Genomic DNA, 19,124 nt, shown 5'->3' on the forward strand with positions numbered 1-19,124 from the left:
GGCTCAAGGAAAGAAAGTCTTTTATGGAACCCGAGATAAGAATACTGGTGGTTGATGATGAGCACGCTATCACGATACTCATTAGCAGGATATTACAACAGCCTGGCTATAGGGTTAAAACCGCCGAAAGCGGCAGGGAAGCGCTTGATGTAATGGAAGAATTTTCGCCGAATATAGTGATAACCGACCTAAAGATGCCGGATATGAATGGCATCGAACTCATGAGAAAGGTGAAAGAAAAGAGACCAGAGATAGATTTTATCCTTCTTACAGCGTTTGCAACGGTAGAAAACGCTGTTCAGGCTATGAAGGAAGGTGCGCAAGATTATCTTATAAAACCACTGAAAGATCCGGACGAGTTGAGGATAGCGGTCTCGAAGATACTGGAACGCCAGGCATTGCTTGCAGCGAATAGGCTTTGGCAAAATCAGCTCTCCGATGGGCTTCCGCCAGCGGATGTCCTTTTTGCTGGCATGGAACGGATTTGGGATGAAATAAAACAGGTGGCAAAGACTGGGGTGACTGTGCTTCTTTTGGGTGAAAGTGGCACGGGAAAGAGCCTTATAGCTAAGGCTATACATAGTCTCAGCGAGAGGAAAGGGCCTTTTGTGGAGTTAAATTGCGCTGCGATCCCAGAGACCCTTATCGAATCAGAACTTTTTGGTCATGAACGAGGTGCCTTTACTGGTGCAATAAAGACCAAACAAGGCAAATTTGAATTGGCGCAGGAAGGTACTATCTTCTTGGACGAGATAGGTGAGATGCCTATTGGTCTCCAATCTAAACTTTTAAGGGTCCTTCAGGAGAGGTCCTTTGAAAGGGTAGGGGGGGTTACCACCTTGACGACTACGGCTCGGGTTATAGCGGCTACAAACCAGGACCTTTTATTAAATATCAAGGAAAGACGTTTTAGGGAAGACCTCTATTACCGCCTGAATGTGTTTCCCATAGCCCTTCCTCCCTTAAGACAGAGGATCAGGGCCATGCCGACCATTGCTGGCTATATGATACAGACCATATCGGCAAAGGTCGGGGTTAAGCCTGTTAAACTCACTGAAGAGTCGATAAAGAGGCTGCAATCTTATAGTTGGCCGGGTAATATAAGGGAATTGCATAATGTACTCGAAAGAGCCATCATCTTAAATCAAGGTCTGGAACTCTTATTGCCCGCTGTCCTTTGGCCTGAACCAAAACCAAAAATAGACAAAGGCGATACCTCCCTGCAGCCAGGGCCGAGAAGGCTTAAAAGTCTGGAAGAGCTCGAGAAAGATGCCATAGAAGAGGCTTTGAAAGAGACAGGGGGACATAGGCGGAAGGCTGCCGAGATATTAGGCATATCCTTAAGAACCTTGCAATACAAATTAAAGCAGTATCAAATAGAGACGTAATCGCCTTGCTCAGATTATGGGGTCCCATCTTTTTAATTGTGGCACAAATATTGCTTCAATTTTCTCAAGAGCAAGAGAGAGATGAATTCCCTAACCCTCCCAACCCTCCTCTCCGGAAAGGCTTCCTGATCTTGGTCAGGAGGCCTTTCTTTTTTGGTTGAAGTGCAAAAAATGCAGAGATTTATATGCAAAAATTGCATTTATAAAATAGGGCCCGCCATGGCCAATTTGAAAGACGTGAAGTTATATATCTTCAGGCATTTCAGGATAATAGATATCTGTTTGTTGTGTTGGCCTAGTCTAATAAGTGATAGTCCTTCAAATGGTATATAGATTGCATGCAATATAAATAAAGACAAGAGAGATGAATTCCCTAACCCTCCCAACCCTCCTCTCCGGAAAGGCTTCCTGATCTTGGTCAGGAGGCCTTTCTTTTTTGGTTGAAGTGCAAAAAATGCAGAGATTTATATGCAAAAATTGCATTTATAAAATAGGGCCCGCCATGGCCAATTTGAAAGACGTGAAGTTATATATCTTCAGGCATTTCAGGATAATAGATATCTGTTTGTTGTGTTGGCCTAGTCTAATAAGTGATAGTCCTTAAAATGGTATATAGATTGCATGCAATATAAATAAAGACAAGAGAGATGAATTCCCTAACCCTCCCAACCCTCCTCTCCGGAAAGGCTTCCTGATCTTGGTCAGGAGGCCTTTCTTTTTGTACATTCTCGATGATGCTGGCGAATAGATGACCAATAATCGCGCTATTGACTTGATATGGCAGGATCTGTATTTATCTGTATTTAAAGGAAAGATGAAATGGTCCTTGGGCGCCTTATCCGGCACGACCCCTGCATATATATAATTATTGTGTGCTTATTCTGTGTATTTGATCTAAGGTTGGAGGCTGGAGAATGAAAAAACAGGGCGAGGTTGATCATCTGCCAGCCCACGGCGCGATGTGTTTTTGTATATTTTGCGTCGTGTTTTTCTTGTTTATTTCGACACGCCTGATCGCGCATGGGTTCCAAGAGATAGGTTATGATGAAAATACCGAGATTACGATCAAGGGCAAGGTGGTCAACGCATCTTTTGTACAGGTCATGGGGCTTGAGTGTATGCTTGTCAAATCCAAGAATTGCCTATTTAGGGTATTGATAGCCCCTATGTGGTTTATAAAGCAGACAGGGTTTTCGCCGAGAGACGGCGATGCAGTGGAGATAAGGGGATCGAAGTTTTTTGGCGAAGACGGAGCGGTGTATCTACTTTCAAGATCGATAAAATTTACCCCAAAAGGACGAGTGTACATCCTGAGAGATAAAGAGTGCCGGCCTGTTTGGTGTGCAAAAGGGGTGGGCGAATCGTCATGTCTGCGCATATTTTATCCAACGCCTTCAAAGTAGTTGAATTATAAGAAAAAGAGAGAGCCCGATGTCTGATCTCGCACACCTTAGTCTCAAAAAGTCCATCCTTTCCAAAAGAGATGGCCTTTCACCGGATGTCATATTCAGAAAAAGCGGACGGATTGCAGAGGTTCTTGACTCGATTCCAGATTATAGAGACGCAGCGCTGCCCTTTATTTACGTTTCATTCAGAAGCGAGGTGGCAACCCACGGCCTCATAAAGGAAAGATTGGCCAAAGGGCTTGCTGTGGCTGTGCCGTTTACCGATATTAAAAATAAGAGAATAATACCATTTCTGATAAGGAATTGGGAACGTGATCTCGGGCCGGGCAGCTATGGAATACTGGCGCCTGATCCTTCAAGGGCCGAGGCCGTTCGGCCCGGACTCCTGGATATCATTATCGTTCCGGGCAGTGTATTTGACAGGCGTTGTGGTAGGTATGGATATGGAGGCGGGTATTATGATCGTTTTTTAGCGCAAGAGGCCCTTTGCGCCCTACGTATAGGTCTTGCATTTCAATTGCAGCTGGTGAAGGAGATGCCTCTTGCGCCTCACGATCAAAAGATGGACCTTATTGTCACTGAAAATGAGGTTATAAGATGCGGGAGATTGGGCTAGTTCCTCACGCCTCGTGTTTCAGTGATGGATTTTACGCCCATTTTATGGAGCAATACCGCCATTGGGCAAAAGCCTGAGAATGCAAAAATAAGCAGATTTATGCCCACTAGTATAGGCAGGGCGAACCAATAAGGGTGGACAACGATCCCCAGGATCGTGCCTGTCAATACCACGCTTCCTGCTATGAGCCATAGGATACGTTCAAGATACCATCTGTCGGTATGTGCAAGATACATAGATCCTCCTTTTTGTTTTTTAAAATACCCAACAGCCTAGTCGCTAGCATATAATATAAGATTTGTAAGGCTGATATGTAACATTGGGTCAGCTGACCAGTGTCCTTAGCTCATTCAGCCCCTTTTCACTCCCAAGGGCTATTACAATATCGCCTGCCTTTAAGATATAATCCGGGTCAGGTCCAAGTATCATGCTGTCGGCCAGTTTTTGTACGGCGAGTACGGTTACACCAGTTTTTTGTCTAAGGCCTATGTCTCTAATGGTAACGCCATCGACCGCAGATCCGGCGTTTACCACTATCTGCTCGATGGATATGCCAAGGTCCGATGAGTGGACCGCCAGGTCCAGAAACTCTATCACCGTGGGTTTCAAGACAGAAAGCGCCATGCGTCTTGCACCTATCTCATAGGGCGATATAACCTTATTGGCCCCGGCCTGGGCCATTCTCTTCTCAGCCCTTGAGTCGCTGGCCCTTGCAACGATCAAGAGGCCAGGGTTTAAAAGTCTTGAAGTAAGTGTAATATAGACGTTGTCGGCGTCGGATTTGAGGACGCATATGATACCCCTTGCCTTTTCTATGCCCGCCTTTATGAGGTACTCATCTTGGGTGGCGTCGCCTTCAATATACAAAAACCCGGCCTTTTGTGTATTTCTCAAGGCCTCGGGGTCATTTTCAATAACTACTACCGTATGACCTTCTTTTGAGATCATGTCTGAAATGGACCTTCCGATCCTCCCGTAGCCACAGACTATAAAATGCTGAGACAAGCGCGAGATGGTCTTTTCCATCTTTCTTTTCTCCCACAATCCTTTTAGATGTCCTTCGAGCATAGTTTCCGCAAGGGCGGTTACTGCATAAAAAAATAACCCTACGCCCATGGTTATCAAGGTCATTGTAAAGATGCGGCCAGCTGATGAAAGCGGCCTTACTTCACCATAACCTACTGTAGAAATGGAGATTATGGTCATATAAAGGGCGTCAAGGGCGCTCCATCCCTCGACAATCATATATCCGAATGTGCCGAATAGTATAAGGGCGATAATGAGCAGAAATATGAATAAAACCCTGCGCTCACCCTGCATGAGGTCCTGCTGTCCTATAGACGGGCTGCCCTTGAGAAGAGTTTGCTGAAGCTTTTAAGGCCAAGTATATAATCGCTTGGCAGGTGTATATGTATTGCCCTGCGCCTGGCCTCAGACAAGGCCTCAAAATCCCCCACGGCTTGGGCCAACTCGACATGCCAGAAGGATACGTCGAGTCCAGGGATTACAGGATAATCTCCAGCTCTTTTCCTTGTGAAGATCAAAAATGCAGCGCTCATAGGCCCTCCCTTGTGTATCTGTCCGGTAGAGTGTAGATATCTGGGACCAAAACCCAAGGTTGTAGCGCAACTGCGTTCTTGTCTTGCGATGTGCCTCATCTCACCTATAATTTCTTCAACATCTTTGTCATAGGGAAGATAGGGCAGAAATGCCAGATAGCCCCACGAAGGCAGAACTTGGAATATATCACGCAGTGCCCTTGACAGGCCTTTCATGGAGCTTGCCAGCATATTGGAAAGTCTGAAGTTAAACTGACTCTGCTGGTCGATCCAGAAACTTACGGGCATCTTGCCTTCGGCCTTATAGCGGTCAAGCACAGCCCGTGCCTTTTCCTTTGTCGATTTGACGTCGGGTTCGTCGAATGCATTGACGTCCAGAAAATGGGATGCGATTGCAACGGCCATTTCCCAAAGAAAAAAGTGCCCCCAAACTTCATAGACATTATTCAGTGAAAGTTCATATACGGGGAATTGGGCCTTTTTGATTTCTGAAAAGAACTCATCCAGTCGTTCTTTATCGGGCGTTTCCTTCAGTCTTATGTAGATGAAGGAGCGCTCTCCGCCGTAAAATCCAGGTATTCCGGTCGTCTCTCCGATTATCGGTACTATGCCCCTTGTCTCTTTGCCTGTGCTCTCAGCGATCAGTTGCTCCAGCCAGAGTGCCATAGGTCTGATCTTTGGGTCGGCGAAGATAGTGAGCTTATCCCTGTTTTGTAAGGCGTATTCGGCTAGAAATTCGCCGAGCATACAAGCGGGATTTTTGATCCATGGAACGGACCGGCCGCAGTCGTTTATCATCTTTTCTGCCTGGTTGAATATCTTGTCAAGATCAAGACCTAAGATGGCAGCCGGCACAAGACCGAAATAAGAAAGGGCCGAATATCTCCCCCCTATATCGGATCTGTTTAAAAATATCTTTAGAAATCCCTTTTCTGCAGCAAGACTTTCAAGAGGCGTCCCTGGGTCTGTAATGGCCGCAAAGTATCTCCCGGTGTTTGGAAGATCAGCTTCCAGCATGGACCAGAAATAGTTGAAAAGGGCATTCGGTTCCAAGGTAGTGCCTGATTTACTTGCAACTAAAAAGAATACCTTGCCTGGTTTATTTTTATCAGCAATCTTTCTTATTTCATCTGGATCGGTGGTGTCAAGGACATCTAATATCGGATAGCCTTCTGCCGGGCCGAAGACATCCCTCAATACTATTGAGACGAGGCTCGAGCCACCCATTCCAAGGACTACTACCCTTTTTATATCCATATCATGGAGCATCTTGACAAAATCGATGATCTCCGTCCTCGCCTGCTTCATGTCAGGCAAGACATCCAGCCAGCCAAGACGTTTCTTGATCAGGATCTGGGCGGTTTCATCTTTTGACCATAGGGATGGGTCTTTCTCCCAAAGCCTTTTTAAAATGGCGTTTTTTTCTTCCTCGTTTATATAAGATGGGCGGTAAAACACTGTTTATCCTTATTTAGTATCTTCTTAAGATGTCTCTAAGAATGCCTTTTTGCTCGACAGTCGTTGTCGGTATCGAGCAAAATCTCCGGTCGTTTTTTTATGATTACCTGCTCAATTTGGGATTAATTTTGATCAATAGAAATACTTTAATAATCTGCAAGTTTCAATAGGCTATCTACTGGATTTTTATTTTAAAAGTTATATTATTATAATTATGAAAAATATCCAGATAAAAAAGAATATCTTTGTCTTTACTTGGTTGATTTTGTTGATTAATGTCGCTATCCCGAAGGCCGAGGAGGTGAAGATGTACGTACATTCTGAGGCGTTTCCCGACGGTTCAAGCATCCCGGTGGTCTATACGAGGCCGCGCGTTGGCGGAAAGAACGTCTCGCCGCCTATATCCTGGGCAGACCTTCCGCGCGGGACGAGATCCATAGCGCTATCTGTTGTGGATATACATCCTGTCGCAAGGAGATGGGTACATTGGCTTGTGATCAATATACCGAAGGATTGCAGCGGGCTCACGGAGGGGGCATCGCGTAAGGCCATGCCGCCAGGTGCAAGGGAGCTAAGGAATTCATTCGGCGATCTTGGTTACGGCGGCCCACAACCCCCTGCCGGTACAGGCGCTCATCCATATGTTTTTACTGTATATGCACTTGATTTGGATCGCCTCGATCTACCGGACGACACAACGCTTGATGCATTTATGAAGGCGATAAAGACACATATAATAGGCCAGGCTTCAATAACTGGTTATTTCGGTCGATGACCACAATAATATTTAAATCACAATGAGAGTTTAATACATGACGACGATAGAAAAAAGTAAGGGCAAGATTAAATCAGGCAAGGCGGTCGGCTATATATGTCTCGATGCATTTTCTTATTACAACCGGCGCATCGTCTGTCCGACATGCGGGAATGACAGGCATTTTTATGAAATAGCCGAAGATGTAATGCTTACCACCCGCTATACACAAAATCCTGACGGCAGTTTTACCCCACAGAGCGATGAATCAAGGATTCTGGGTGAGGTGAAGTTGTATTGTGGGGAGTGCCAGACGGATATGAGCCAATTCCATAGCAGGTTCATGGAGATGCTCTTTTGAATGTCGCCGCACGTTCCCCGCTTGTGATTACAGACAACCGCTCTTTCAGGGAACACATGGCCGTGCTCGGTTACGGTGACAAGGTCATAGGTCTCCTGAATATAAAACCAACAGAAGAGGTCTTGTTTCTTGATCTGGTTGAGCGCGGCGTCATCTTGTTTCCTTCGGCCCTCGCCCAGCAATTAAGCAGGTCAAAGTGTCTTCAGGCTATGATATTCAAGGAATGGATGGTTCCACATACCTTTGTGGCCAGAGATCGCCATGATTTGGTCCAAGGTATTACTTTTTATGGAAAACAAGGTGTAAAAAGCGTAGTTACTAAGCAGAATCGTCTGAATTGCGGCCTTGGTATACATATATGGTCTTCCATCGAGGATGTATATAACCAGGCGTGTTTTGGTTCTTTGGGATATCCATTTGTTGTTCAGCCTTTTGTTGAGTCTGTTACAGATGTCCGTGTAGTGATTATAGGAGATTATGTTGAGGCATATTGGCGGCGGAATCCTTACACGCTGCGGAACAACCTGTATTTTGGGGGGGTCAGTGGCGAATACAGGCTTACTGACGAGGAGTTGTCGCTGTGTAGAAGGGTGATGGACAGAGGAAAATTCCCTTATGCGCATATTGATCTTATGATATCTCCGGCGGGCGTTTTTTTATCTGAAATAAATCTTAGAGGCGGGCTGAAAGGCGCCAAGATCTCAACTAAAGAATATCATGAGCGCATAGCAGCGCTTGAAGTGGCCTTTGTAGACCAAGGGCCTTGAAATAAAGCGCGTATCATTTTTAATAGAGGTGGTTGGACGCCCTCTTACTTCCCTTTACTTTACCTTTACTGCGTAAAGGATACTTTCGTGGTTTCCTGGTTTTTTGGGATTGTTTCTGACGATACAGATCAGAAGCTGCCCGTTTACGTTTGAAATGCCAGATATGCGGCCTCCAAGGGGTTGACTTATTGCTTGCAGGACATATCTGCCGTCTTGCCATGATAGCATCATTATCCTGTCTTCCATTGCTTCACCATTGTCAGTGGAGTCGCGTCCAGCGAACAGCAGGCACGATAGTCTTGGATCGTTTGGGTTTGAGACCAAACAGGCCTTCAAGATGCCTTGTCTGGCGATCGGTTGCATTACGGGTTCGGCTGTGGACCAGATAGATTGACCCAGGCTGTTGTAGATCGAAAGTCTGCCAAAGATGTCAGCTGCTATGAGTTTTTGTTCGCCATCTCTGCTAAGATCGGCCCAATATGCGCCCAATATTGAAAATTGAGCCGGGAATTTCAATGTGTCGGCGTATAGTATGCCTCTTTGATCGGGTTTAAGTAAATAGAACCTCTGTCCGAACAATGTATCCTGATCAAAACTTTGTCCGACCATTGACGGCGTTTTTGAATTGCCTCCCATGTTCAAGAACGCCATCCACAGATTTATCCCGTCTTGGACCTCGATAAGCCTCCCCTCTTTGTAGGAAAGCAGGACAGATTTCATCCCTGCATTATCCATAATTATATTGAGGGTGAGCCACCCTTCGCCAGGCATGGCGGAAAAGCTTACTAGACGCCCTGGGCCGTAGAATCTATACGACGCCGTCGGACCTTGTTGCCTAAAGGGGCAGATGTAAAGCCCAGACGGTACAAGGTAGATCATCTCCAGCTTTCCATCCCCGTTTAGGTCAAGTATATCCGTTTGTAATGCGCCTTCAGGAAGACGGCCTACAGTTACGGCGTTTGCAAGGTCTATATGTATCTGAGGGTTTGAAGAGGTGACATTCTGTACAACCGCATTGGTTTTTTCGGCTGTCTTTTGTTCGGATGTTTCCCACCTGCCTTTTCCGAGAGGATATTGGTGCAGAAGTTTGAATCCAGGCCCATAAACCTTTAGATCATCTGCCTCAAAAGAAAAAAGTATCTTTATGCCTAGTGTTTCCATAGATTTGGCGTCCAATATCTCTGATGGGACACTGGACGAAGGGAGCCATATCAGGTTAGGAAGGGTTTGGATTAGTGTCTCGCAACTATTCTGCGTCGATTTTGAGCTGTTTCCAATTACGCAGGCTGCGGTGATATCGCTGTATCGCGTAGCGGGTAGCCCCGGGCTGATCAGTGTTTTTCCAGATATTATATGACAATCTGCCTTTTGCTCCTCTAGATGCACTACTTCCAACAAGGCGGCTGGTTGTTTCAGGTAGCCAATGATTTTTCCATTGTTTTCATGATCTTTTATTGCAATTCCTTTGTTATAAACTATAAAGATATCGCCGGTGGTTATACCTTGCGCCCTGCCTCTATCTATTGTGGCGAGGTCGCCTGTGACATTCATAACCATGGCGGCGATGGGGGCAAAGTCTTTGGCGACTTCAGAATATATAGCCAGGGGCCCCTGATATGCCGCAGCAAAAGAGGATTGACAAAGGCCTTGGATTATGGCTAGGGCCAACGATAAGATCGTGATAGATGAGATCGCTGGGCGACATGCCAGGCCTGGTCGTGGTCTATTGGTTGGTGCGTATCCTGGGTGCATAGTTAATTTTGTATTGAGATAAGATAAAAAATATGATAGAAAAGCCCTTGCCTTTAGGCAAGGGCTTTTGAGGAGGAAATAAAAACAAGGGCTTAAAAATAAACTTATACGCACCCGGTCGGTTTAGGCAGTCCTGCCATTTTACAAGCTCCCTTGCCAGGTCCTGACGGGAAGAGCTCATATATCTTCTTAAGGGGGAATCCGGTCGTCTTTGAAAGAATCCTCACCATCGGAGCAATCCCGTTTTTCTTGTAGTAATCTTGAAGGATATTTATCATCTTCCAGTGTTCGTCTGTAAGTTCTGATATACCCTCTTGTTCTTTGACGTAATCAACCCATTCGTTGCACCATTCCTCCATGCCCTTAGCTAGAAAGCCGTCTTCATCGACTTCAAACGTCTTTCCTTTGTACTCTATTGTTGCCATGCGGTCCTCCTTATGAGATTATTGATACATTTAATACGTCTTAAGTTTTTTCAATTTGCTTCATACTATAGTAAAAAATGTTTGTCAAGCCAGACTTGTGCTTTTTTGCATTAATTTATATCAAATTTTATTTCTTAATTACAGATAGTTGTGAAATGCAACTATAAAAATTAATGTAAAAAATTGAATAATAATTCAAAAAATTGTCTTACATTTAATAGACGGAGGACTGCAGGTTTAGATTGTTGAGAGTTGTTCTCTTGCCCATACGATATCTGGGTCAAGCTCCAAGGCTGCCTCATACCACAAAGCAGCCATTTTTTTCATGCCGAGAAGGTGGAGATTCCTGCCTATATTTGCATAATCTATAGCCGAGCCAGGGTCAATGGCGATGGCTTGTTCAAAGGCCTCGATGGCCTTTATATAATCACCCATACGATAAAAACAATAACCAAGGAGATTGTAGGTCTCTTTGAGTTCAGGGTTCAGTCCTTTTGAGCGTTCGAGCTCGACCGCTGCCATCTCAAACTCCCCTTTTTCTTTGAGACAGAAACCTTTGTGGCAATGGATGCTGGCGAGTTCATCAGGGTCAGGGCCGCGGCTAATGGCCTCGTCATACCAGTGTAGTGCATCATCGTATCTGCCACTCCGTTCCAGAAGATGCCCTATATAAAATGCTACTTCATAGCGCCCTTTCGAGGAGATGTGATCAATTTTGTGCAGCACGGATAGCCCTTCGGCATGGTCTTCTTGTAAAGTGGCGAGGCGAGCGCAATGAAAGACAGGATCTATCTTAATAGTCCTGTCTCTAAAATGGTTGCCGGGGATTATCGCATATACTGCCGGTATGCCTAGATCGGGGTGCGTTACATCTATGAGGTATGTGTTCATCCCTGCCTTTCTAAGGGCAAGTGCAGCGTTTTCTATCTCAGTCTTGAAATTTTTCGAGCTGCAGTCAGGAAGGGCGTTTATTGGCGTGATCGATTGCGCCCTTAAGATGTAATCCGCCTCTTCAAGGACTGAGAATTTCGGGAGGCCGCTTTCAACATATCTTCCCTCTGTATCAAAATCGCCGGCCAACTGGGCTATTTCAGTTATCGCTCTTATGGCCGCCCGTTCCGGGCTGGTCGATGTCCCTGCTGTATAAACAATCTCGCTTCTTCTCGGAAATGTGGACGGATCCCATGCAATGGCTCCTACGGTCGGGATGCCGAGACCTAGAGAAAAGTCTTTAAGGATCAGATGAATGCCCGTCTCTCTGAATTTCCTTACCAATTCCCTTGCAACTGGATTTTGAAGGCTCCCTGGATCGATCGTAGGGGTTTCGAGCTTGTCCCTGCTTATTATTGAGCACACGTGGCGCTCCACTACCTCGCATATTGCCTGCACAGCCGCCTCTTCCAGTGAATTTCCAGCGGCTGAACCGTTATATTCGTTGATGGGCCAGAACCATGACCACGGCAGCAGAAATCCCTTTCCATCATGGGGGCGCAAGGCCTTTGTCCATTTGAAAGACATCGCTGTGGATACAAGCCACGCCAAGGCCTCTGGGCACCTTGATTCATTTTTGAGGCCAGCGGCCATGAGCATCTCATCTATGGGCAGCAATTCGAACTCATCCCAATCAATGGCGATATCTGCAAAGATATCTGTAAATTTCCCTTGATTGGATCTCGTACCGTCTTTTACAAAACTAAAGATGCTAAATCTTTCTACGAGTTCCATCACAGCGCTTGCCTCAGCCTGTTCCGGCGTCGCACCCTTGCCCATCTGTTTTTGAGTGCCAGTGATGCGGCTTGCTTGAGGGGTGTATCGGCTGATATATACAGGTATGCCTAGCCGCCCTTTGTCTATGCGTTCGGCCGTCTTGAGTATCTGGGTATCAAAGGCCTCGAGGCGACTTCGTGCCCATGCAACAGTATCGCCGGGGGCGATGGCCTTGTCTATGTCGGCGCCTGATGCCTTAAAACTGTCTTTAAACATGCGTCTTATCCTTTCAGAAAGCGGCGTGACACGTCTTCAATGACGGATTCAGCCTCGTACCAGTCTTGTTGGTCGAGACCACAGGCCATTCCGCGGTTTTCGTATATATGGTAGGCGATGCATGATGTCCAGTGTCGCCTACCTTCCCCGGGACTGTTTTCTGCAAATGCAAGATATGCTGTCCGTGATCCAGGCGCGCCCTGGATGTTGAGGCCTATGACCGGATTGTCGGCTTCATAATCATTGACAAGATAGACAGCCCGCGGGCCATTTATTGTATGTGCAAGGTTTAGAGGATGCGCTGCATCCTGTCCACCAAAATAGACTTCCATCTTGTTGGCCTTAGGCTCATAGGAAAGACCGACAAAAACTGCTCCCTGTCCCCCTATTATCGTATTTTCTCCCAATACAAATGTAGCCAAGCGGAACTGATTCTGTCTGTTGAAATCCCTTATGAAACTCTGCCATTCGCCCTTGATGATCCGTGTCTTTTTGGGTGCCATTTTTTGGATCCTCCTTGGTGGGTCAAAAATGTGAAGAATTCACTAGTTAATGTGTGTATCATTTCGTATCTTTTGTCAAATTACAAGAAATCAACCAAGGTCCTCATCCTGTTTGTATGTCGTCGAGCTCGGGTTGGTTAATGGACGGGTGCATAGTGGGAAAATACCATAGTGAACGTACCTCTGCCCTGCGTAGCTGAACGAAGGGCCGTGGAATATCCGAACATCTTGGCAAGGGGCGCCACGGCCCTTATGACCTGTATTGGACCTTTCGGTTCTATGAATTCTACGTTCCCGCCCCTGGAGTTTATATCCCCTATAACCTCGCCGAGATAACTGTCAGGTACGAGTATCTCAAGTCTCATTATGGGTTCGACGAGTATAGGAGACGCATTTTCACACGCGTGTTTGAAACCTATAGAGGTTGCAGCCCTCAAGGCAATGTCGGTGGAAACGCCTTCTTCAAAGACAACGTCTTTTAAAACCACCTTTGTGTCGATCATAGGGAAACCGCGGACGACCCCACTTTCAAGCCCTTGCCTTAGCACCTCAAGGACCATGTCTTCATAGCCTACCGGCAGTTCCTCGGGCGGCAACTCGCTTACAACGAGGTTTCCGGCATCCCTTGGTCTTGGACCTATTCCGATGACCACTGTAGCCGCCTGGAGGTGACCGGCTATCTCCTTTTCAAAGCGCTCCTCCCATACTGCCTCATTTCCTACAGTTTCTTTATAGACTACTTGTGGTTTCCCTGCCGTGACAGGGGCGTTGAATTCCCTCGACAGCCTGTGGACGAGTATTTCAAGATGCAGCTCCCCCATGCCCGACACAATCAGTTGTCCTGTATCTTCATCTGTGTGCACCTTAAAGGTCGGATCTTCCTCGGCAAGTTTTTTCAAGGCAAGCTCTACCTTTTCCTGATCGCCAGTAGTCTTTGGTTCGATGGCGATCGAGATTACTGGTTTGTAGGCCTCTATCGGTTCCAGGAGGATGGGGTGCGTTGGATCACATAGGGTATCGCCAGTCGTTGTGTCTTTAAGCCCCATTACGGCTACGATATTCCCGGCCCGCGCCTCTTCTATCCTTTCTCGTTTGTTTGCATGCATCTGGAGTATGCGCGCAGCCCGCTCTTTAAGCTTTTTGCCCGGGTTCAGGACCTCGTCTCCTGCCCTGAGCACCCCCGAATATACCCTTAAATAGGTCATTTTCCTTCCTTGGTCCATCTGTATCTTGAAGGCCAGGGCACAAAGGGGGGCATTTTCGCGGCCGGGACGCTCAGTCTTTTCGCCCGTGACAGGGTTTATCCCCTTTACGGCCGGGATGTCGACAGGGCTAGGCAGGTAGCGCGCTATGCCATTCAGGAGCGGCTGGACCCCTTTATTTTTGAGCGCTGAACCACAGAAGACTGGCACACCTTTAAGGGAGATACACGCCTTTCTTATCGCTTCATGGATATCTTTATCGCTTATTTCCTCTTCAGAAAGGTATTTTTCCATTATCCCGTCATCAACCTCGGCCAGCGCCTCTATTAGCCCAAGCCTGGTTTTTGCAACGCTGTCCATGTATTCATCCGGCACAGGGCGTTCTTCGAATTCCATCCCTTGGGTCTCTTCGTTCCAAACGATCAATTTTCTTTTTATGAGATCGAATACCCCATTGAATGAATCTTCCGAGCCCATTGGCATAGTCAGTATCAAGGGATGTGCGCCGAGCCGGTTTTTTAATTGCTCCACCACACCCCAGAAATCGGCTCCTAGCCTGTCCATCTTGTTTATGAAGGCTATTTTAGGGACATTGTATTTGTCAGCCTGATGCCATACGGTTTCGGACTGGGGCTCTACGCCGCCTACTGCACAAAAAACACCTATGGCACCGTCCAGGACCCTCAGTGACCTCTCCACCTCGATGGTGAAGTCTACATGCCCAGGCGTGTCTATAATGTGTATCTCTTTATCTTGCCAATAACATGTAGTAACCGCGGATGTTATGGTGATACCTCGCTCTTGCTCTTCTGGCATCCAATCCATAGTGGCCTGCCCATCATGGACCTCACCTATCTTGTGGGTCTTGCCTGTGTAAAAAAGGATACGTTCTGTAAGTGTGGTCTTGCCTGCATCTATATGTGCGATAATTCCTATATTCCTTATGAGTTTGATGCGGTTTTCGCCTGCCATATTTTCCTCTATTTTTATTGACAAAGGGTAAGGAATCTATTTAACAAAAAGTCATGTGTTATACAATACAGACCGCCAGATCATTTTACGCATTTATATTCTAAGGTATCTAGGCGCGATAAGGAGTCAGGTCATGGGTTCTGAGGCCAAAATCATTATGGATGGCAAGGAGATGGACAGGGCGATCACCAGGATGGCCCATGAGATAGTTGAGGCTAATAAAGGTGTGATGGGCATGGCTGTTATCGGTATCAGGACCGGTGGCGTGCCTATTGCTGAGCGATTGATAGAACGAATCGGTGCCATCGAGGGGACAAAGCCCGATTTCGGGGTCCTGGATATAACCCTCTACCGTGATGACTGGAGCAGATTAAGTCACCATCCTATCGTCAGGAAGACCGATATATCTTTTCCCATAGACGACAAGGTGATTGTTTTGGTTGATGATGTGCTCTACACTGGAAGGACCGTCCGCGCCGCCCTTGACGCCCTTACCGACCTCGGTCGTCCGCGCAAGATCCAGCTTGCTGTTATGGTTGACAGGGGCAGACGGGAGCTTCCGATTCAGTCCGACTATACAGGGCTTTCCATACAAACCTCTGGCGATGAGCATGTAAACGTCTATCTGAATGAGATAGATGGGAGGGATGAGGTTGTAATCAAAAGGGGCAGCGATGACTGATCCAGTTGATCGGAGGATCAAATTGGGCATCACGATGGGTTGTCCTGCGGGCATCGGGCCGGAGATAATCGTCAAGGCCTTTGTCCAAAGGCCGCTCTGGCGTTCTGGTTACGCCAGGTTTGTACCTATCGTCTTGGGGGATACTGGCATACTTCAAACAACAGCTGCGTTCCTTGGGGAGGATGTGCCGATAAGTAGTATTTTATCTGATTGGACCATATTTGACGGTGCGATAAACGTCCTGCCGGTTTCGAATCTCCAGCCTGATGAAGTCAGATGCGGGAGGCCGACCGCTCTTACGGGTGAGCTTTCTTACAAATATATAGTCAAGGCACTTGAATTGTCATTGAGCGGCATTATCTCCGGCATTGTCACCGCACCTATAAGCAAGCACGGTTTGAGGCTTGCCGGTATTTCATATCCTGGCCATACAGAGATGCTTGCAGAGAAGACGAATACCGAGAGATATGCCATGATGCTTGTAGGCGACAGGTTGAAGGTAGTCCTTGTGACCATACATTGTCCGCTTAAGCATGTATCGAGGCTCTTGACAAAAGAAAAGATATGCGAGGTCGTCTCCATTACACATGAGGCCTTGATGCATGATTTCGGCATTCAAAGACCGAGGATAGCGGTCGCCGGTCTGAATCCGCATGGCGGTGAGTCCGGCCAGTTCGGTCATGAAGAGGAAGAAGTCATATCGCCTGCAGTGGACCTGTCCAGGGCCGAAGGAATAGATGTCACAGGACCTTATCCCCCTGATTCGATCTTTTATCATGCAGTCATGGATGGCAGGTTTGACGCCGTGGTCTGTCAATATCACGATCAGGGTCTGATCCCGTTCAAGCTCCTACACTTTAAAGACGGTGTAAACGTTACCCTCGGCCTCCCTATAATCAGGACATCGGTCGATCACGGCACGGCTTATGACATAGCGGGGACTGGCATAGCCGACCCTTCAAGTCTTATTGCTGCGGTTGAGTTGGCATATAGGCTTGTATGCAATCGTAAGAAGGCAGGGTCTTGATCTGCGCACCTTTTATCAATACAGGTAGGGTTGGGGGGCGAACGTATCAGCAATGGATGCCACTTTAATTTTAAAGAGAGGTTTTTGGGCGGGAGATTTTATATTGCCTGGACAATCCTTTTAAGCCTTGAAAGCAGGTCTTCTTCGTCTATTGTGGTAAGCCTCCGGTCTTCCATCAAGACCATGCCTGAGGCGATCACATCCTGGACATCACCGCTCCTCGCCACATATACTATATGTGAGACAGGGTTGTAACATGGTCTCAAGTGTACCTGATTGAGGTCGACCACTACGAGATCCGCTTGCGCGCCCTTACGTAAGACCCCAAGATCGTCGCGGTGGAGAGCCTTTGCGGTCCATGTGGTCGCCATGGCAAGGGCCTGTGATGCAGGAACAAATGTAGGGTCCTTCATTATACCCTTTTGCAGCTTTGCGGCTGTGTCCATCTCACTCATGAGGTCGAGGTCGTTGTTGCTTGCCGCACCGTCTGTCCCAAGGACTATGATCACGCCTTCCTGGATCATCTCCGCAACGGGCGCCACTCCTGAGGCGAGTTTCAGGTTGCTTTCAGGACAGTGCGCCACCCGTGCCCTTTTCCTGGCCAGGAGTTTTATGTCATCTTTATCAAGCGAAACGCAGTGGACGGCAAGGAGCCTTTCGTTCAGAAGACCGAGCCTGTCGAGGTGGCAGACTGGTGAGGTCCCGAATCTCGTCTGTATTTCATGCGCCTCCCAGTCCGTCTCGGCAAGATGGATGACCGTCATGGCCCCATGCCTTTCTGCAGTATCTCTTGCCATGGCAAGGAGATCAGGTGAGCAGGTATAAGGGGTATGCGGGTCGACGGTTATGGTAATCCTTGGGTGGCCTTGCCACTTTGAGATAAGCCGTCCTGTCTCTTTCAGGGCCTCGATGCCTGATGAAAAGGCAGGGGAGGGGAAGTCAAAGACCCCCTCACCAATCCAGGCCCTTAACCCGATCCTGTCCACTACCGATGCGACTGTGTCTTCAAAGAGATACATATCCACAAAGCCTGTGGTCCCGCACCGGATCATCTCCGCACAGGCAAGCTCTGTCCCAATTGCTACAATCTCAGGCGTAAGGCGCGCCTCCTTTGGGAATATGTGTTCCTCAAGCCAGGTCTTGAGTGGCAGATCGTCTGCAAGGCCTCTGAATACGGTCATGGCTGCATGGGTGTGGGCATTTATGAGTCCTGGGGCTATGAGGCCATTGGGTCTGTCAATCCGTTTTGCGGCATAAAATGCCGTCTCTATTCCATTTTTTGGGCCAAGCGCAATGATTTTACCGTCCTTGACGGCCACAGCCCCGTCTTTTACAGGCGGGCTGAAGGGGTCTGTCACCAGAAGCTCCCCTGTAACGACGATATCTACTTTTTCCAATTGCGCCACTCCTCCAAGATATTTACTATGAGTTGCTCCAGGCGGCCTTCGGCCCTGTGCGCCTGCTCGATGACATCTTCTATCAGGATGGGTCTGAAGTTGTCAGGATCGTTTATATTTGCGATGACCGAGAGACCGATGACCTTCATCCCGGCATGAACTGCAGCGATCACCTCAGGCACAAGGGACATGGCTACAGCATCTGCGCCTATCATCCGAAGGAATCTGGTTTCTGCAGCTGTCTCGAGACTAGGTCCTGGCACGGCAACAAAGACCCCTTCTTTCAGCTTGATCCCCATACCTTCGGCCAGACTCAAGACTTTTTCCCTGATTTCTTTCGGATATGCGCATGAAAGGTCTGGAAATCTGGGCCCTGCAGCGTCTATGTTTGACCCCCTTAAAGGGTTATCCGGTATGAGATTTATATGGTCTTTGATCAGCATGATGTCCCCGGATGAAAGATCAGGGTTAAGCCCGCCTGCGGCGTTACAGGTGATGAGGAGTCTTGCCCCAAGAAGGGCCATGATTTGCACAGGCATGGCCACTTCTCTTGCAGAGTATCCTTCGTAGTAATGGAATCTTCCTTGGAACAGGGCGGCCTTTGTCCCGTTAATGGTACCGACAAGGAGCTTGCCAGCGTGCGTCGGAGAAGTCGAGATCGGGAAGCCTGGTATGTCTTTATAGTCCTTCGACCAGGTCACATCCATGGCCCTTACTACCCCGCCAAGCCCTGTCCCGAGCACGAGGCAGACATCAGGAATTAAAGGGAGTGTCTTTTTAAAATAAGTAAGCGATGTGTTTAGCGTTTCATGCATGATGACGTTATTATGAATAAATGAGTGAATGGGCAAAGTCAATGATGCATTCAAATT

The 19,124-nt window shown here is 47.4% G+C and carries 18 protein-coding genes; 8 read left to right on the forward strand and 10 right to left on the reverse strand.

What is annotated here, in order from left to right; all coding sequences use genetic code 11:
* The first annotated feature begins 23 nt into the window (after positions 1-23).
* The 3 genes from LGS26_RS05855 (at position 24) to LGS26_RS05865 (ending at position 3,410) form a co-directional block, all read left to right on the forward strand.
* Positions 24-1,388, forward strand: coding sequence for a sigma-54-dependent transcriptional regulator (locus LGS26_RS05855; RefSeq protein WP_237887839.1), 1,365 nt, complete (start codon positions 24-26; stop codon positions 1,386-1,388).
* 914 nt (positions 1,389-2,302) lie between these two features.
* Positions 2,303-2,791 carry a hypothetical protein gene (locus LGS26_RS05860; protein WP_237887841.1) on the forward strand — a complete coding sequence of 163 codons (489 nt, stop codon included), beginning with the start codon at positions 2,303-2,305 and terminating at the stop codon, positions 2,789-2,791.
* Between the two features lie 28 nt (positions 2,792-2,819).
* Positions 2,820-3,410: a 5-formyltetrahydrofolate cyclo-ligase gene (locus LGS26_RS05865; protein WP_237887843.1), complete on the forward strand. Its 591-nt coding sequence runs from the start codon at positions 2,820-2,822 to the stop codon at positions 3,408-3,410.
* Here the strand turns inward: LGS26_RS05865 and LGS26_RS05870 are convergent.
* From LGS26_RS05870 to LGS26_RS05880, 3 genes are all read right to left on the reverse strand, one after another.
* Positions 3,407-3,646, reverse strand: a complete 240-nt coding sequence (locus LGS26_RS05870; RefSeq protein WP_237887844.1) for a YgaP family membrane protein — start codon at positions 3,644-3,646, stop codon at positions 3,407-3,409. The two genes, LGS26_RS05865 and LGS26_RS05870, sit on opposite strands and share 4 nt — an antisense overlap.
* Before the next feature lie 88 nt (positions 3,647-3,734).
* Positions 3,735-4,730 (reverse strand): potassium channel family protein, encoded by a 996-nt coding sequence (locus tag LGS26_RS05875; protein WP_237887846.1) that lies wholly within the window; start codon positions 4,728-4,730, stop codon positions 3,735-3,737.
* Positions 4,731-4,744: 14 nt separating this feature from the next.
* Positions 4,745-6,427 (reverse strand): phosphoheptose isomerase, encoded by a 1,683-nt coding sequence (locus LGS26_RS05880; protein ID WP_237887848.1) that lies wholly within the window; start codon positions 6,425-6,427, stop codon positions 4,745-4,747.
* 307 nt (positions 6,428-6,734) lie between these two features.
* Here LGS26_RS05880 and LGS26_RS05885 point away from each other — a divergent pair, with 307 nt between their 5' ends.
* From LGS26_RS05885 to LGS26_RS05895, 3 genes are read left to right on the forward strand one after another with little or no spacing between them, the layout of a single operon-like run.
* Positions 6,735-7,202 carry a YbhB/YbcL family Raf kinase inhibitor-like protein gene (locus LGS26_RS05885; RefSeq protein WP_237887850.1) on the forward strand — a complete coding sequence of 156 codons (468 nt, stop codon included), beginning with the start codon at positions 6,735-6,737 and terminating at the stop codon, positions 7,200-7,202.
* A gap of 37 nt (positions 7,203-7,239) precedes the next feature.
* Positions 7,240-7,542, forward strand: coding sequence for a hypothetical protein (locus tag LGS26_RS05890; RefSeq protein WP_237887852.1), 303 nt, complete (start codon positions 7,240-7,242; stop codon positions 7,540-7,542).
* Positions 7,539-8,309 (forward strand): ATP-grasp domain-containing protein, encoded by a 771-nt coding sequence (locus tag LGS26_RS05895; RefSeq protein ID WP_237887854.1) that lies wholly within the window; start codon positions 7,539-7,541, stop codon positions 8,307-8,309. The genes LGS26_RS05890 and LGS26_RS05895 overlap by 4 nt, the downstream gene beginning before the upstream one ends.
* 54 nt (positions 8,310-8,363) lie before the next feature.
* Here LGS26_RS05895 and LGS26_RS05900 read toward each other — a convergent pair whose 3' ends face one another.
* The 5 genes from LGS26_RS05900 to fusA form a co-directional block, all read right to left on the reverse strand.
* Positions 8,364-9,977, reverse strand: a complete 1,614-nt coding sequence (locus LGS26_RS05900; RefSeq protein WP_237887856.1) for a hypothetical protein — start codon at positions 9,975-9,977, stop codon at positions 8,364-8,366.
* A 188-nt stretch (positions 9,978-10,165) separates the two neighbouring features.
* Positions 10,166-10,486 carry a TusE/DsrC/DsvC family sulfur relay protein gene (locus tag LGS26_RS05905; RefSeq protein ID WP_237887858.1) on the reverse strand — a complete coding sequence of 107 codons (321 nt, stop codon included), beginning with the start codon at positions 10,484-10,486 and terminating at the stop codon, positions 10,166-10,168.
* Positions 10,487-10,723: 237 nt separating this feature from the next.
* Positions 10,724-12,469, reverse strand: coding sequence for a YcaO-like family protein (locus tag LGS26_RS05910; RefSeq protein WP_237887860.1), 1,746 nt, complete (start codon positions 12,467-12,469; stop codon positions 10,724-10,726).
* 5 nt (positions 12,470-12,474) lie between these two features.
* On the reverse strand, positions 12,475-12,972 hold the full coding sequence (locus tag LGS26_RS05915; protein ID WP_237887862.1) for a DUF2934 domain-containing protein: 498 nt from the start codon (positions 12,970-12,972) through the stop codon (positions 12,475-12,477).
* A 137-nt stretch (positions 12,973-13,109) separates the two neighbouring features.
* A complete protein-coding gene (fusA, locus tag LGS26_RS05920; RefSeq protein ID WP_237887864.1) occupies positions 13,110-15,146 on the reverse strand; it encodes an elongation factor G in 2,037 nt (678 codons plus the stop codon).
* Positions 15,147-15,279: 133 nt separating this feature from the next.
* Here fusA and pyrR point away from each other — a divergent pair, with 133 nt between their 5' ends.
* Positions 15,280-15,828 (forward strand): bifunctional pyr operon transcriptional regulator/uracil phosphoribosyltransferase PyrR, encoded by a 549-nt coding sequence (gene pyrR, locus LGS26_RS05925; RefSeq protein ID WP_237887866.1) that lies wholly within the window; start codon positions 15,280-15,282, stop codon positions 15,826-15,828.
* The gene (pdxA, locus tag LGS26_RS05930) at positions 15,821-16,855 is read left to right on the forward strand and encodes a 4-hydroxythreonine-4-phosphate dehydrogenase PdxA (protein ID WP_237887868.1); all 1,035 of its coding nucleotides are present in this window, start codon (positions 15,821-15,823) and stop codon (positions 16,853-16,855) included. The genes pyrR and pdxA overlap by 8 nt, the downstream gene beginning before the upstream one ends.
* Before the next feature lie 98 nt (positions 16,856-16,953).
* Here pdxA and LGS26_RS05935 read toward each other — a convergent pair whose 3' ends face one another.
* The gene (locus LGS26_RS05935) at positions 16,954-18,252 is read right to left on the reverse strand and encodes an amidohydrolase (protein WP_237887870.1); all 1,299 of its coding nucleotides are present in this window, start codon (positions 18,250-18,252) and stop codon (positions 16,954-16,956) included.
* On the reverse strand, positions 18,240-19,067 hold the full coding sequence (locus LGS26_RS05940; RefSeq protein ID WP_237887872.1) for a purine-nucleoside phosphorylase: 828 nt from the start codon (positions 19,065-19,067) through the stop codon (positions 18,240-18,242). Before LGS26_RS05940 ends, LGS26_RS05935 begins: the two co-directional genes overlap by 13 nt.
* Between the last annotated feature and the right edge of the window lie 57 nt (positions 19,068-19,124).

Origin of the sequence: Dissulfurimicrobium hydrothermale (genome assembly GCF_022026155.1) — a bacterium.
Lineage (GTDB): Bacteria > Desulfobacterota > Dissulfuribacteria > Dissulfuribacterales > Sh68 > Dissulfurimicrobium > Dissulfurimicrobium hydrothermale.